This window comes from Trinickia sp. (genome assembly GCF_057351765.1).
The window spans coordinates 1-15,543 of sequence record NZ_JBMRBK010000059.1 but is presented as its reverse complement, the minus strand read 5'-3'; the positions used below and the strand labels follow the sequence as shown (position 1 = coordinate 15,543).

Below are 15,543 nucleotides of genomic sequence, written 5' to 3'. Positions count from 1 at the left end.
GGAGCGAGGCGGCGCGCGGATGCCGCAAGGCTCGGAACAATGACGATGAAAATACGGAGATTCCCGAGGCGCGGCGGCTTCGGTTTAATTCGGCTTGGTGGAGATTTGCAAACTTTGGTTACGAAAGTTACGCCTTGCCGGCTAGTCTGACGTTGACCTTTCCAATCTTTCCAATTGCGGTGGCGCGCAAAAAATAAAGCCGGCCATTGGAGGCCGGCTTTACCGGAAGCAATCTGAAAAGCAATTGCGCTAGCAAATCAGCGGGCGAGACCCGAATCTTCGGCTGCACCGATACAGAGATTCATACATTGGATCGCCGCGCCTGAAGCGCCTTTGCCGAGATTGTCGAGCCGCGCCACGGTCACGAAGCGTTCCTCGTTGCCGAACACGAAGAGGTCGACTCGGTTCGTCTCGTTGGAGGCTTGTACGTCGAAAAAGCCGGCATCGAGGTTGTCCTCGGCGTCGAACGGCGCGACGCGCACGAACGCTTCGCCGGCGTAGTACTCGGCATAGAGCGCTTGCACGTCGCGCGGCGTGACGCGTTTGCCGAGTTCGGCCGCCGAGAACGACGTCGTGACGGCGAGGCCCTTATAGAAATTGCCGACGATCGGCGTGAAAACAGGCGTCGCCTGGAGCCCGCCGTGCACGGTCATTTCGGGCAGGTGCTTGTGACCGAGCGCGAGGGCATACGGACGCGGGCTCGCGAGCTTCGCAACGGGCGGGCTGGCCTCGTACTCGGCGATCATCTTCTTGCCGCCGCCGCTGTACCCGGTGATCGAATACGCATGCGCCGTGAACGCGGGTGTGACGACGCCTGCCTCGACGAGCGGGCGCATTGCAAGCACGAACGCCGAAGCATGGCAACCCGGCACGGCAACGCGCTTGGCGCGACGAATCCGCTCTCGCTGCGTACGCGTGAGTTCGGGCAGCCCGTACGCCCAATCGGCATGTGTGCGAAACGCCGTACTGGCGTCGATGACCACCGTCTTGTCGTTATCGACGAGGCCGACCGATTCGCGCGAGGCGACATCGGGCAAGCAGAGGAATGTGACATCGGATGCGTTGATGAGCCGGCGACGTTCGTCGATGTCCTTGCGCTTGGCCTCGTCGATCCGCAGGATTTCGATATCGGCACGTCGCGACAGGTACTCGTAAATCTTCAGGCCAGTCGTGCCTTCCTGCCCATCGACAAAAACTTTGGTGCTCATTTCGATCTCGCTGGTTTCACCGGATTGACATAGACGGCGCTGCCGCGCGCCCAAACCGTGATTTTACGGCCTTGGCGCGAAAGCCGGGCAATTTCGAGGCGGTCGGCGCGAATGCTGGGCTCAGCGGCCGTACGTTACCGTGATGCGGGCCTTTGCGAGCGTCGCCGTACCGATCTCATGCTCGAACATCAGCGCGGGCCGGCCGGCGGCGAGCCGCAAATCGACCGTGTTCAGCGCATAGACGGTGACGACATAGCGGTGCGGTTTGCCAGGGGGCGGGCAGGGGCCGCCGTAGCCGGAAGCATCGTCATAGTCGTTGCGCGCCTCGATCGCACCCATTTGCTTGAGCCGGTCCGAGCCGCTCGCCTGCGTGGGCAGCGCGTGAACGCTCGCGGGAATACCGGCAACGGCCCAGTGCCACCAGCCCGGCCCCGGTGCGTCGATGTCCACCATCGTGACCGCGAAGCTCCGGGTGCCCGGCGGCTCGCCGCTCCACTGCAACTGCGGCGAGCGGTTCAACCCGTGGCAGCCGTTCTTGTCGTAGACGAACGCGTTGCCGAGCGGCTCGCCGGGCGGCAGATCCTTGCTCGTCACCGTGAAAGTGCTCTCGGCCCATGCGGCGGGGATGCCGCACCCTGCGAGACCGAGCGCCGCCCAGGCGAGCGCCGCGGCCTGTCCCCGCGCGCGGAGCAGAAACCGAAATCGAAACCGAAACCGAAACCGAAACCACACCGATGCAATGACCGAGCATGGCTTGAGCATGAGCCGTTTCTCCCCCGGGAGTCGCGAGACCGCGCGTCCGTAGCGGTGATTAATGGCCCGAACCGGTCTTCCGGGCCGGAATCGAGTCTAACATTTGGGCTCTCTGCCGGAGCGGGCTGTCGCGCGGGCAACACGCCGCGCGGCGGCTTTGGCGCGGAGTCTGCCCGGCACCGGCGATCCCCTCCACGACATCCGGATTCATGAACGAGAACGAGCTTATCGAACCGTCCCCGTCGGCGCATACGAGCGCGCCCGCACCCGGGGCGCGCATCCGCGTCGTCATGGCCGACGACCATCCGGTCATTTTGCTCGGTGCGCGGCATGCGCTCGCGCGCTTCCCCGATATCGACGTCGTGGCCGAGGTGCGCCAGTCCACCGATCTCGTCAAGACGTTGGCGCAAGTCGCGTGCGACGCGCTCGTCACCGATCTGGCGATGCCGGGCGGCCGCCATGGCGACGGGCTGCCGCTCATCGGCTATTTGCGGCGGCATTTTCCCGCGCTGCCGGTCGTCGTCCTGACGATGCTCGAGAACGCCGCGCTGATTCGGCGGCTCGGCGAACTCGGTGTCGTCGCCATCGTGAGCAAGGCTGACGATCTGTCTCACATCGGCTTGGCGGTTCGCCATGTGGCGCGCGGCCTTCCTTACGCGGGCCCGACCGTGCGCGCGGCGCTCGAGGCGATGAACGCCGGGGGCGGGCGTGGCGAGCAGGCCCCGCTCTCGCCGCGCGAACTCGAGGTCGTGCGTCTGTTCGCGGGCGGCATGACTATGAAAGAGATCGCTGAGCGGCTCAACCGCAGCATCAAGACAGTCAGCACACAGAAGACAGCGGCACTGCGCAAGCTCGGCCTCGCGCGGGATTCGGAGCTCTTCCAGTACGCGCAGTCGGCCGGGCTGAGCCATTTATCGTCGGCGCAATAACAAACGCCCGTCGCGAAGACGGGCGTTTGTCAACCGGGTTCGCCGCGCTCAGTGCACCGAACGGCGGTTTGCTTCGGCTTACTGCGGTGCGGCCGTTGCGCCACCGTGCGCGGCGGACCATTCGGCCGGCGCGTGCAGGAACTTCTCGACTTCATCGAGCGTTTTCGCTTCGAAGTAGCCCGACGCCTTCGCCACACGCAACACGTCCCACCACGTGGCGAGCGCGTGCAGGTCCACGTCGATGTCTTTGAGCACCGACACGCTTTCCTTGAAGATGTTGTAGTGAAAGAGGACGAAGCAGTGGTTCACGCGTGCGCCGGCCGTGCGCAGCGCGTTGATGAAGTTGATCTTGCTGCGGCTGTCCGTCGTGAGATCTTCGACGAGCAGCACGCGCGATCCTTCCTCGAGCAGCCCTTCGATCTGCGCATTGCGCCCGAACCCCTTGGGCTTTTTGCGCACGTACTGCATCGGCAGCATCATGCGGTCGGCGATCCACGCCGCGAACGGGATGCCGGCGGTTTCGCCGCCCGCGACAGCGTCGATCTGCTCGTAGCCGACGTCGCGCAAAATCGTCGCTTCCGCCATCTCCATCAAGCCGCGGCGCACCCGCGGATACGAGATCAGCTTGCGGCAGTCGATATACACCGGGCTGGCCCAGCCGGACGTGAAAATGAACGGTTTTTCGGCATTGAAGTGCACCGCCTGCACTTCGAGCAGCATCTTGGCGGTCGTATCGGAGATCGTTTGGCGATCGAAGCCTGTCATGGGCGAGTCCTTGGGGAGAGGGGCCGCGGCGGGCGCAATGGCCCGGGAAGCAGCCCGAAAGAGCCGGCGGCGCGCTCGTGCGCGCACAGGGGGCGTATTTTACCCGAGTTGGGGCGGGTGCCGGCCGGCCCGCCGGGGAGGTGTACACTAGCACCCCCGCAAACGCTGCCGGCGCGCGGGCGGCGTGCAGCCAGGACGCCGCGGGCCCTCACCGTGCCGGCCGACGGCGTGCGGGCCCTCGTCTTCCGGCGGGAGCCCTTCGGCGCGCGCGGGCCATATTCATTACGTCTTGCAGGTCAATCATGGACGAACAACTGAAGCAAAGCGCCCTCTCGTATCATCAGAATCCCCGGCCCGGCAAGATTTCGGTGACGCCGACCAAGCCGCTGTCGAACCAGCTCGATCTCTCGCTCGCCTACTCGCCCGGTGTCGCTGCCGCGTGCGAAGCGATTCACGCGGATCCGCTCGACGCGCAAAAGTACACCTCGCGCGGCAATCTCGTCGGTGTCGTGACCAACGGCACGGCCGTGCTCGGACTCGGCAACATCGGCCCGCTCGCGGCGAAGCCGGTGATGGAAGGCAAGGGGTGTCTCTTCAAGAAATTCGCGGGCATCGATGTCTTCGACATCGAACTCGCCGAGTCGGACCCGGACAAGCTCGTCGAGGCCATTGCGATGCTCGAGCCGACGCTCGGCGGCATCAACCTCGAAGACATCAAGGCGCCCGAGTGCTTCTATATCGAGAAGAAGCTGCGCGAGCGCATGAAGATTCCGGTCTTTCATGACGACCAGCACGGCACCGCCATCATTGCGTCCGCGGCCATCCTGAACGGTCTGAAGGTCGTCGGCAAGGAGCTGTCGCGCGTGAAGCTCGTCTGCTCGGGCGCGGGCGCCGCGGCCATTGCCTGTCTCGACCTGCTCGTCAACCTGGGGCTCACGCGGGAAAACATCCTCGTCGTCGATTCGAAGGGTGTCATCTATCAGGGCCGCGGCAACCTCGATCCCTCGAAGGAGCGCTATGCGGCCAAGACCGAGGCACGCACGCTCGACGACGCGATCGAATCGGCCGACGTCTTCCTCGGCTGCTCGAGCGCCGGCGTGCTCAAGCCCGACATGGTCAAGAAGATGGGCGCGAAGCCGCTGATCCTCGCGCTGGCGAACCCCGAGCCCGAAATTCGCCCCGAGGACGCGAAGGCCGCGCGCCCCGACGTCATCATCGCCACGGGCCGCTCGGACTATCCGAACCAGGTCAACAACGTTCTCTGCTTTCCGTTCATCTTCCGCGGCGCGCTCGATGTCGGCGCGACGACGATCACCGAGGAGATGAAGCTCGCCTGTGTACGCGCCATCGCGGAGCTGGCCGAGGAGACGGACCAGGGCGATGAAGTCGCCAAGGCCTACGAGGGTCATTCGCTCGAATTCGGGCCCGAGTATTTGATTCCGAAGCCGTTCGATCCGCGCCTGATCATCAAGATCGCGCCGGCGGTTGCGCAGGCTGCGATGGATTCGGGGGTCGCCACGCGCCCGATCCAGGACATGGATGCGTACCGGGAGCAGCTCGGCGCCACGGTCTACCGAACCGGGATGGTCATGCGTCCCGTGTTCGCGGCGGCCAAGCAAAAGGCCGCACGCATCGTGTTCGCGGAAGGCGAGGACGAGCGCGTGCTGCGCGCCGCGCAGTTCGTGCTGACGGAAGGCATTGCAAAGCCGATCATCATCGGGCGCCCCGCCGTCATTGAAATGCGCCTGAAGAAGATGGGCTCGAAGCTCAAGGGCGGAGTCGATTTCGACATCGTCAATCCGGAAGACGATCCGCGCTATCAGCAGTGCTGGCAGGCCTACCACGAGATCGGCGCGCGCGAAGGCGTGACGCCGGACGTCGCGAAGGCCGCGATGCGCAAGTTCAACACGCTGATCGGTGCGATTCTCGTGCACCTCGGTTACGCCGACGGCATGATCTGCGGCCTCATCGACACCTATCACAGCCATCTGAAGTTCATCGATCAGGTGTTGGGCCGCGCGGCGCAAGCCGAGCACTATGCCGCGATGAACCTGCTGATGCTGCCGGGCCGCAATCTGTTCATCTGCGATACCTACGTCAACGAGGTACCGAGCGCCGAGCAACTGGCCGACATGGCCGTCCTTGCCGCCCGCGAGATCGAGCGTTTCGGCATCGCGCCGAAGATCGCATTGCTGTCGAACTCGAACTTCGGCAGCACGCCCTCGGCATCGTCGCAGCGCATGGCGGCGGCGCGCAAGTTGATCGCGGCGCGCGCGCCGGAGCTCGAGGTGGACGGCGAAATGCACGGCGACGCGGCACTGTCCGAAGCAATCCGCAAACAATCGTTCCCGGGTACGACGCTGACCGGCGAGGCGAACCTGCTCATCATGCCGAACGTCGAGGCGGCCAACATCACCTATAACCTGCTGAAGATGGTGGGCGGAGAAGGCGTGACGGTCGGCCCGTTCCTGCTCGGTGCGGCCAAGCCTGTCCATATCCTGACGCCCGCGGCGACGGTGCGCCGGATCATCAACATGACGGCGGTCGCGGCAGCCAACGCGCGCGTGCAGTAACGCCGGCGCTCGAGAGAGCGCGCATGAAAAAGGCGGCTACCCGCAAGGGAAGCCGCCTTTTTTAATCGCTGCGGTGCTTGGCTAGGCCGCGTGCCGCGCCACCTCCCCCTTACGCCAGCGCGCCGCGAGATCGTTCCACTTCGCGCGTACCGCCCGCAGGTTGTTCTCCTTCACGTGACCGTAGCCACGAATCCCGTCAGGCAGATTCGCAAGCTCGATCGCGAGTGCGCGGTTATCGGCGTTGAGTCCGGCGATCAACTCGCGCACGAGCCCCTCGTACTCGCCGATCAGCGCGCGCTCCGTGCGGCGCTCTTCGGTCTTGCCGAACGGATCGAGCGTCGAGCCGCGCAGGAACTTCAGCTTGGCCACCACCTTGAACGCCGACAACATCCACGGGCCGTATTGCTTCTTGATCAGACGGCCATTGGCATCCTTCTTCGCGAGAAGCGGCGGGGCCAAGTGGAAATTCAGCTTCCAATCGCCTTCGAACTGGGCCTGCAATTTGGCGATAAACGCGGGGTCCGTCTGCAGCCGCGCGACCTCGTACTCGTCCTTGTACGCCATCAGCTTGTGAAGGTTGCGCGCTACGGCTTCGGTCAGCGGCTCGTTGGCGGTATCGCCTTCGATGTTGCGCTCCGCCGCGCGCACCACATCGACGAGCGAGCGGTAACGTTCGGCATACGCAGCGTTTTGATAAGCGGTGAGGTGCTCGATGCGCTTGGCGATGAGGGCATCGAGGGCCTTTTTCGTATGCAGCGAGATCACGGTGGCGCCCGCCGTCTCGCGCGCGGCTGTCGGGTTGGCGCCTTGCTGCACGCTGGCCGGGTCGTGGGCCGCACGGCGGCCCCACTCGAACGCCGCGATGTTTTTCTCCACCTGCACGCCGTTGAGCTCGATCGCGCGCACGAGCGAGCGGTGCGAGAGTGGCAGCCAGCCGCGCTGCCACGCATAGCCGAGCACGAACGGGTTCGTGTAGATCGCGTCGCCAAGCAGCGCGACGGCGAAACGGTTCGCATCGACGAAATCGACGGCGTCGCCCGCCGCCGCACGCACGTCGTTCTCGGTGCTCGATCCCGGGAAGGTCCAGTCCGGGTTCTTGATGAAATCGGCCGTCGGCGTCTTCGAGCTGTTCACGACGACGCGCGTTTGCCCATACTGCATCCGCGACGTGCATTCGTCGCTGGCCGTCACGATCGCATCGCAGCCGATGACGAGTTCGGCTTCGCCCATTGCGATCCGCGTGGCATGAATATCCGCGGGCGCATTGGCGATCTGCACATGGCTCATGACCGCGCCGCCTTTTTGCGCGAGCCCGGTCACATCGAGTACCGTGACGCCCTTTTGTTCGAGATGCGCGGCCATACCGATGAGCGCGCCGATCGTCACCACGCCGGTTCCGCCTACACCCGTGACCAGTACGCCATAGGGACGCCCGATTTCGGGCAGTACGGGTTCGGGCACCTCGGGCAGTTCACCCGCATCGGCGCCGAGCGGCTTGGGCTTGCGTAGCTGCCCGCCTTCCACGGTCACGAAGCTCGGGCAGAAGCCCTTCAGACACGAGAAGTCCTTGTTGCAGCTCGACTGATTGATTTGCCGCTTCGTGCCGAACTCCGTTTCGAGCGGTTCGACCGACAGGCAGTTCGATTGGACCGAGCAATCGCCGCACCCTTCGCAGACCGCCTCGTTGATGACGACGCGCCGCGCCGGATCGGGAAACTGCCCTTTCTTGCGGCGGCGCCGCTTTTCGGTCGCACAGGTCTGGTCGTAGATGAGGATCGTCGTGCCGGGGATCTCCCGCAGCTCGCGTTGCACAGCGTCGAGCGTATCGCGATGATGGATCGTCACACCGGGCGCCAGCAGCGTCGTGCCGTCGTATTTTTGCGGCTCGTCGGTGACGATGACGATCTTGGCCGCGCCTTCGGCAGCGAGCTGGTGCGTGATCTGCGGCACCGTCAGCACCCCGTCGACGGGTTGCCCGCCCGTCATTGCGACGGCGTCGTTGTAGAGAATCTTGTAGGTGATGTTGACTTTGGCCGCGATGGCGGCGCGAATGGCGAGCAGTCCTGAATGAAAGTAGGTGCCATCGCCCAGATTCGCGAACACGTGGTTGTCGTTCGTGAACGGCGCTTGCCCGGTCCAGGCCACACCTTCGCCGCCCATCTGGCTGAACGTGCTCGTGTTGCGGTCCATCCAGACCGTCATGTAATGGCAGCCGATGCCGGCCATCGCGCGCGAGCCTTCCGGCACGTTCGTCGACGTGTTGTGCGGACAGCCCGAGCAGAACCAGGGCTTGCGCTCGATCGCCACGCGCGGCTTGGCGAGTGCTTTTTCCTTGGCGTCGATGACGGCCAGGCGCGCGCCGATACGCGCGCGCACCTCGGCGGGCAGATCGAATTTCTCCAACCGCGTGGCAATCGCCTTCGCAATCAATGCGGGCGAGAGTTCGTAATGCGCCGGCAGCAGCCAGTTGCCCATCGGCACCGACCATTCGCCGCCCGCGCCGTCTTTCTCGTCGAACTTGCCGAACACGCGCGGACGCTGGCCGTCGGGCCAGTTGTAAAGCTCTTCCTTGATTGCATACTCGAGAATCTGCCGCTTCTCCTCGACGACGAGGATCTCCTGCAATCCTCGCGCGAACGCATGTGCGCCTTGCGCTTCGAGCGGCCAGACGCAGCCCACCTTGTAGAGCCGAATGCCGATGCGCGAGCAGGTTTCGTCATCGAGTCCGAGATCGACGAGAGCCTGGCGCGTGTCGAGATAAGCTTTCCCGCCGGTGATGATGCCGAAGCGCGCTTGCGGCGAATCGATTTCGATGCGATCGAGCTTGTTCGCACGCACGTAGGCCAGCGCCGCGTACCACTTGTAATCGAGCAGCCGGGCTTCCTGCACGAGAGGCGGATCGGGCCAGCGAATGTTCAGGCCGCCTTCGGGCAGCACGAAGTCGCCCGGCAAGACGATCTGCGTGCGCTGCGGATCGATATCGACCGAGGCCGACGACTCGACGACATCGGTCACGCATTTCATCGCGACCCACAAGCCGGAGTAACGGCTCATCGCCCAGCCGTGCAAGCCGAAATCGAGGTACTCCTGGACGTTCGACGGAAACAGCACCGGCAACCCGCATGCCTTGAAGACATGTTCGGATTGGTGCGCGAGCGTCGAGGATTTGCAGGCGTGATCGTCTCCTGCCAGCACGAGCACGCCGCCGTGTTGCGCAGAACCCGCCGAATTGCCATGCTTGAGCACATCGGCCGAGCGATCGACGCCGGGGCCTTTGCCGTACCACATGGAGAAGACGCCATCGTATTTGGCGCTCGGGTACAGATTGACCTGCTGCGTACCCCATACGGCTGTGGCGGCCAGATCTTCGTTGACGCCGGGCTGAAAGACGACGCGGTGGCTCGCGAGATGCTTCTTGGCTTTCCAAAGCGCGAGGTCGAGTCCGCCGAGCGGGGAGCCTCGGTAGCCGGATATGAATCCCGCTGTATTGAGCCCGGCCATCTGATCGCGCGCTTGCTGCAGCATCGGCAGCCTGACGAGCGCCTGGATGCCGCTCATATAGGCGCGGCCGTGTTCTAGGGTGTATTTGTCGTCGAGCGTGACGGAAGACAACGCGGCTTCGAGCGAGGCTCGCTGGCCTGCGTCTAGCGGGGCATTCATTATGTGGACTCCTCCAACCTGTTTGGGATCGCCAAAACTTCGTGGGCGTCGGCATCTTGTGGACGCGTCGGCCGGGGCCGCCATATTGACGGTTTTTTGCAGATGGTAGCACTGGGAGAAACCCGCCGCAGGACGTCAAAAATCGCCGATACGCAGCAGTAACCCCCGGAGCACGGGTTAAAGACATCTCATAACGGGGACGCCGTATCCGTCTGTAACCGACGTAACGCACTGTATGGAAGATGGAACCGCGGCGGCGCCCCTGGTCTAATTGCGTTCTCGCTGAAATACGCGAGTGCCGTAAACGACTCGCGCCTGGCTGCATCGGGCGCGAAAGAGAAAAAGGAGTACAGATGAACAAACGAAACGTTCAGAGCTTTCTGATGGTTTCCGCCGCATTTTTCGCCATGAACCTTCCGGTTCGCCCCACGAGCGCCGAAACGCCGGGGAGCCTGGCAGCCGCCGTGTCGCACAGCGTACGCATGGCCGGCGCGGGTGCGGATCAATATGCCGCGGGGGAAGCGTCCCCCGACGAGGAAGTATTCGCCGCGCGTCGCTGAGATCGCCTCGGCTCGACGCGCTCCAATAGACGAGCACGGAAGGGCGGAACGCTTGCACTACTGCGGGCGTTCCGCCTTTTTCGTTGTTGGGCGCCCAGTGACCCCGGATCAGCCCTTGTCGTCCACGACGCCCCGCCGGATCTGATCGAGTTCGATCGATTCGAACAACGCCTTGAAATTGCCCTCGCCGAACCCTTGATTGCCCTTGCGCTGAATGATCTCGAAGAAGATCGGGCCGATCTGGTTCTCGGTGAAGATCTGCAGCAGCAGATCGCCCTTCGCGCCGTCGATCAGTATCTTGCGGCGGCGCAGTTCGTCGAGCGGCTCGCCATGTCCGGGCACGCGCTTCTCGACGAGCTCGTAGTAGGTATCGACCGTATCGAGCAATTGGATGCCCCGCTCGCGCAGGCCGTCGACCGTACGATAGATATCGTTCGTGCCTAGCGCGATGTGCTGAATGCCTTCGCCGTGATAGGCGTCGAGGTACTCCTGGATTTGCCCGGCCGTTTCCGAACCTTCCTCGTTGATCGGAATACGGATCTTGCCGCACGGCGATGTCATGGCTTTCGATTTGACGCCTGTCACCTTGCCTTCGATGTCGAAGTAGCGGACCTCGCGGAAGTTGAAGAGCCGCTCGTAAAAAGCGGCCCATTCGCGCATGCGGCCGCGATGCACGTTATGCGTGAGATGGTCGATATAGGTGAGGCCGTGGCCGACCGGGTTCGGATTCGCGCCGGAAATCGGCTCGAAGTCGACGTCGTAGATATCGATATCGCCGACGCTGCCGGCGGCCGCACCGTGCTTGCCGCGCCAGCGGTCGACGAAATAGATCAACGAATCGCCGACGCCCTTGATGGCGGGGATGTTCAACTCCATCGGCCCCGTCTTGTTATCGAAACCCCAGGCGCCCAGTTCGAGCGCATGCCGGTACGCCTTGGCCGCATCCTTGACCCGAAAAGCGATGGCGCAGATCGACGGCCCATGCAGGCGCGCGAAACGCTGAGCGAACGAGTCGGGCTCCGCGTTGACGATGAAGTTGATGCCGCCTTGCCGGTAAAGCGTCACGTCTTTGTGACGGTGCCGCGCGATGGCCGTGAAGCCGAGGCGCTCGAACAGTTTGCCGAGCGCTTTGGGATCGGGGGCCGTGTATTCGATGAATTCGAAACCGTCGGTGCCGACGGGGTTCTCCCATGTTTGGAACTGCATGCGTGTCTCCTATGGGCGGTCCGCGCCCACCTGGACACGCGCCGCAACGCCTACGGATAAACGCAAGTGTATAGCTCGACGGGCGACAAAATGTTGCGAGTTGCGCTCCGGCTGACTACGATTGCGCAACTTACTGCCAACGATGGCGTTTCAGGACGATGAAAATGGCCCAAATCGAACTCGATGCGGTCGACCGGCGCATTCTCGCCATTCTTCAGGAAAATGGGCGGGCATCGAATCAGGACATCGCGGACCGCGTGAATCTCTCGCCGAGCCCGTGCTTGCGCCGGATCCGGCGCCTCGAGGAGGCCGGCGTGATTCGCGGCTATGTCGCGCTGCTCGATGCGCAAAAGCTCGGCCTCGGATTGCTCGCCTACGTGAATGTGCGTCTGGAAAAACGCGGGGGCGCGACAGGACGGGCGGGGACGACGCACGCGGAACTCTTTCGCGCCGCGGTCCAGGCTTGGCCCGAAGTCGTCGCCTGCCATGCGATGACGGGCGAGATGGACTACCTGTTACGCGTGCAGGTGCAGGACATGGTGCATTTTTCGCGCTTCGTGCAGGAGCAGTTGCTGCACCACCCGTCCGTCGTCGATGTCAAAACGAGCTTTGCGCTGGAAAGCTTCAAGGAAACGACGGCATTGCCGATCGTCTGAAGTGCTCGGTGGCGCCGTTACGCGAGCGCGTCCGTAGGGAGCAGAGCTTCGATGATTTCGGTCGTGCGCTGCGTCTGGCGTTTGATCGCGAAGTCGAACGCGGCAGCTTGTTCGTGGAGCATTTCGGAGAGGATGCTGGTCTGATCCGCCGGCGGCAGCGTCAGATAGGCGTCCGCGCTGCCGTAAGCGTACTCGATGCGCATTCCCGCTTTCTTCGCGATATGCATCATCGTCGTGTTGCGCGACAGACAGTACATATACAGCGTGGTGACGTGCGTGTTGCGGCAACGCATGGTCGCGCGCTCGAAAAGCCGTGTGCCGATACCTTTGCCGCGCGAGCGCTCGAGCACGGAAACGCCGAATTCGGCCGTACGTTTTTCGCCCTCGGCGGGAAGGTAGGCCAAGTGGCCCACGCCGACCACGTCGAGTGCGCTGTCGAACACGCCAAAGACGGTGTCCCGCTCGAAATCGATCGTGCGGACGTAGTTTTCAACGACCTGATCGGATGCGGCCTGACCAAAGCGCAGGAGGCGATCGTCGGACTGCAGCGCCAGAAAGTGAGCGAGCAGGCGCTCGCGGTCGCCGGCCGTCAGTTCCCGGACGAGAACGAGTTCATGACCGTTGTCTTGCGAGCGCCAATCGTTGCGGTCCTGCGAGGCAGCGCGGAGGCGGGGCGTATTCATAGGCTTCTCCCAATATCTGGCAGGCGCATTGCTGCGCCGCAGTGCGAATTCTACTTGAAACGCATGTTTGACACTGGGGAAAACCCGTATTTCTGCCGAGGGGTGGCTCTAACAGGCGAAGATGACTGCGTGCAACGTATTGATTTTAAAGAATAAGCTAAGTTTGTTGCTTTTCGGGTACAACGCCGAGAGAGGGCCGCTCTCGGGTCATTGAAATGCTGCGATGCAGCGTCGAGTGAAGTCAGGCGGCATCGCCAGGTGCCGCGAGACCGTGTTCCAGCATGTCCACGACTTGCGCGGCGAAGTCCTCATAGCGCAAACGGCCGCCGGGTTTGAGCCAGGTGAAGGTCCAATTGATCATGCCGAAGACCATCATCGTGACGGACGTCTGGTTTTCCTTCGTGACCCGTTCGGGGTAGGCGCGCGACAACTGGCGCGCGAAGGCGGCGACGACGTCGCGCTGCCGATCGAGGATCACTTCGCGCTGGGTGTCGACAAGATATTTCACGTCGTTGAGCAATGCGATATGGCGACTGTGCGAGGTTTCGTACTCGGCCAGAAAGGCCCGGATCAGTTCGGCGAAGGTCTGGCGCTCGGACAGCCCGCGACGCTGACTCGAGCCTTCGACCTCCGCGATGATGAGCATGAGCCGCAGCGTGTACCGGTCGAGGAGGTCGAACAGGATCGCTTCCTTGCTCTCGTAATAGTGATAGAGGCGGGCTTTCGACGTGCCGCTGGCGGCTGCAAGATCGGCCATCGACGTGCTGGGGTAACTCGTTTGCGCGAATTTGGCGGCTGCCAGTTCGAGGATCTGGTCGCGCTGGGCTTCGTGATCGGGTGCTCGGGTACGGGCCATGAACTCGTGACGATGAAGGTAGCAAGCTTGCGGCGTAAAACGCGAAACGCCGCGCGACGCGGCTTGTCGAGCTGCGTCGCGCGGCGGGTCGCCCGCTCGGGCCGCTAGTTTAAGTCAAACGCCGCAACGCCCGGCTCAGCGTTCGTCGTAGCTCACTACAACCCGCTCGCTGACAGGGTGACACTGGCAAGTGAGTACGAAACCGTCGCGGATTTCAGGCTCTTCGAGCGTGTAGTTCTTATCCATCTTCACTTCGCCCTCGATCACCTTCGCCCGGCACGTGCAGCACACCCCGCCTTTGCAGGCGTAAGGCAGCGCGAGCCCCGCATGCAGGCCGACGTCGAGCAGGCTCGGCCCTTCGTAAGGCAGGCGGAGCTTGCGACGTTTGCCGTCGAGCACGATTTCGAGGTCGGCGGCGCGCGTTTGCTCCGTGATCTCGACCGCGGGCGCCCCAGCCTGCGGCAGCGGCGTACCGAACCGTTCGACATGGATGCGGGCTGGCTCGACACCGGCGGCCGCGAGCGCCCGCTCGGCCGCATCCATCATCGGAGCGGGCCCGCAAATGAACGCTTCGTCGATGGAGGACGCAGGTATCAGCTCTTCGAGAAATGCCTTGCACTTTGCTTCGTCGAGCACGCCATTGAATAGTTCGACCTCCTGAATGTCGTCCGACAGCACGTGGTAAAGCGCGAAACGGCTCATGTACCGGTTCTTGAGATCCTCGAGCAACTCCGCGAACATGATCGAGTCGACATCGCGGTTGCCATAGATGAGCGTGAACCTGCTGCGCGGTTCCATCTCGAGCGTCGTCTTGACGATCGCGAGCACGGGCGTGATGCCCGAGCCGCCCGCGAACGCGACGTATTGCTTGCCGTGCTCCGCGTTCAAATGCGTGAAGAAACGTCCATCGGGCGTCATTACATCGATCGTATGGCCCGGTTGCAGCGTCTCGAATGCGAAATTCGAGAACCGCCCGCCCCGCACGCGTTTGACGCCGATGCGCAGTTCGCCGTCGCGCTCGTAGTCGGTGACGCCGACGCAGATCGAATAGGAGCGCCGCATCTCGACGCCATCGACATGAGCTTTGAGCGTAACGAACTGGCCTTGCGTGAACCGGTAGGCATCGCGCAGTTCGGGCGGCACCTCGAAGGAAACGGAGACCGCATCGGCGGTTTCGGGCCGCACCTCGCGGATGCGCAGCGAATGAAATTGCGGAGTCGCCATGTTCAGTAAGGTTTGAAGTAGTCGAATGGTTCGCGGCAATCGAGGCAACGATAGAGCGCCTTGCATGCTGTCGAGCTGAATTGCGCGAGCCGTTGCGTTTGGGCGGAGCCGCAGCGCGGGCACGGCGGGGCTTCGTTCGCGCGCGGCGCGAAGCGGATGACGCTCTCGGCACCGGATCCGTGGGCCGGATCTACCGCCGCGGACCCGGTGGGCGGCGCGATGCCGTATTCGCGCAGTTTTTCGCGCGCCGCCTCCGTGATCCAGTCGGTCGTCCATGCCGGCGCCAGAACCGTTTCGATGCGATAGGGCGCAAGGCCTTCGGCATCGAGCGCGCGGCCAATGTCCTCGGCGATCTGCGACATGGCCGGGCACCCCGAATAGGTCGGCGTGATGACGACTTCGAGCGTGCCGTCGGCCGCTCGTCTCACCTCTCGCAAGATGCCGAGATCGCGGATCGATACGACCGGAAT

General features: G+C 63.5%; 13 protein-coding genes. 4 read left to right on the top strand and 9 right to left on the bottom strand.

Annotated features, from left to right (window positions below; translation table 11 throughout):
- Positions 1-257 precede the first annotated feature (257 nt).
- Both argC and ACO1XS_RS15775 read right to left on the bottom strand, forming a co-directional pair.
- On the bottom strand, positions 258-1,208 hold the full coding sequence (gene argC / locus ACO1XS_RS15780; RefSeq protein ID WP_331571932.1) for an N-acetyl-gamma-glutamyl-phosphate reductase: 951 nt from the start codon (positions 1,206-1,208) through the stop codon (positions 258-260).
- Between the two features lie 120 nt (positions 1,209-1,328).
- The gene (locus tag ACO1XS_RS15775; RefSeq protein WP_486391130.1) at positions 1,329-1,970 is read right to left on the bottom strand and encodes a YbhB/YbcL family Raf kinase inhibitor-like protein; all 642 of its coding nucleotides are present in this window, start codon (positions 1,968-1,970) and stop codon (positions 1,329-1,331) included.
- Positions 1,971-2,251: 281 nt separating this feature from the next.
- Between ACO1XS_RS15775 and ACO1XS_RS15770 the strand changes: the two genes are divergently transcribed.
- Positions 2,252-2,890 carry a response regulator gene (locus ACO1XS_RS15770; RefSeq protein ID WP_331571967.1) on the top strand — a complete coding sequence of 213 codons (639 nt, stop codon included), beginning with the start codon at positions 2,252-2,254 and terminating at the stop codon, positions 2,888-2,890.
- Positions 2,891-2,968: 78 nt separating this feature from the next.
- Here ACO1XS_RS15770 and ACO1XS_RS15765 read toward each other — a convergent pair whose 3' ends face one another.
- Entirely contained in the window at positions 2,969-3,655 is a 687-nt protein-coding gene (locus ACO1XS_RS15765) for an orotate phosphoribosyltransferase (RefSeq protein ID WP_173259619.1), read from the bottom strand.
- A gap of 302 nt (positions 3,656-3,957) precedes the next feature.
- On the opposite strand from ACO1XS_RS15765, the gene ACO1XS_RS15760 reads away from it, so the two are divergent.
- On the top strand, positions 3,958-6,228 hold the full coding sequence (locus ACO1XS_RS15760) for an NADP-dependent malic enzyme (RefSeq protein ID WP_331571934.1): 2,271 nt from the start codon (positions 3,958-3,960) through the stop codon (positions 6,226-6,228).
- 81 nt (positions 6,229-6,309) lie between these two features.
- Here ACO1XS_RS15760 and ACO1XS_RS15755 read toward each other — a convergent pair whose 3' ends face one another.
- Complete coding sequence (locus ACO1XS_RS15755; protein ID WP_486391129.1) at positions 6,310-9,888, bottom strand: indolepyruvate ferredoxin oxidoreductase family protein; 3,579 nt, start codon at positions 9,886-9,888, stop codon at positions 6,310-6,312.
- A 353-nt stretch (positions 9,889-10,241) separates the two neighbouring features.
- Here ACO1XS_RS15755 and ACO1XS_RS15750 point away from each other — a divergent pair, with 353 nt between their 5' ends.
- Positions 10,242-10,448 (top strand): hypothetical protein, encoded by a 207-nt coding sequence (locus tag ACO1XS_RS15750; protein WP_331571937.1) that lies wholly within the window; start codon positions 10,242-10,244, stop codon positions 10,446-10,448.
- 108 nt (positions 10,449-10,556) lie between these two features.
- Here the strand turns inward: ACO1XS_RS15750 and hppD are convergent, their stop codons facing one another.
- Entirely contained in the window at positions 10,557-11,654 is a 1,098-nt protein-coding gene (gene hppD, locus ACO1XS_RS15745) for a 4-hydroxyphenylpyruvate dioxygenase (RefSeq protein WP_481579948.1), read from the bottom strand.
- Between the two features lie 164 nt (positions 11,655-11,818).
- On the opposite strand from hppD, the gene ACO1XS_RS15740 reads away from it, so the two are divergent.
- On the top strand, positions 11,819-12,310 hold the full coding sequence (locus ACO1XS_RS15740) for an Lrp/AsnC family transcriptional regulator (RefSeq protein WP_331571941.1): 492 nt from the start codon (positions 11,819-11,821) through the stop codon (positions 12,308-12,310).
- 17 nt (positions 12,311-12,327) lie between these two features.
- Here ACO1XS_RS15740 and ACO1XS_RS15735 read toward each other — a convergent pair whose 3' ends face one another.
- The 4 genes from ACO1XS_RS15735 to paaD form a co-directional block, all read right to left on the bottom strand.
- A complete protein-coding gene (locus tag ACO1XS_RS15735) occupies positions 12,328-12,993 on the bottom strand; it encodes a GNAT family N-acetyltransferase (protein WP_486391128.1) in 666 nt (221 codons plus the stop codon).
- A gap of 241 nt (positions 12,994-13,234) precedes the next feature.
- Positions 13,235-13,849 (bottom strand): TetR/AcrR family transcriptional regulator, encoded by a 615-nt coding sequence (locus tag ACO1XS_RS15730; protein ID WP_331571945.1) that lies wholly within the window; start codon positions 13,847-13,849, stop codon positions 13,235-13,237.
- A 135-nt stretch (positions 13,850-13,984) separates the two neighbouring features.
- A complete protein-coding gene (gene paaE / locus ACO1XS_RS15725; protein WP_486391127.1) occupies positions 13,985-15,073 on the bottom strand; it encodes a 1,2-phenylacetyl-CoA epoxidase subunit PaaE in 1,089 nt (362 codons plus the stop codon).
- A 2-nt stretch (positions 15,074-15,075) separates the two neighbouring features.
- Positions 15,076-15,543: 1,2-phenylacetyl-CoA epoxidase subunit PaaD (gene paaD / locus ACO1XS_RS15720; protein WP_486391126.1), on the bottom strand; the 468-nt coding region annotated here is incomplete at its 5' end.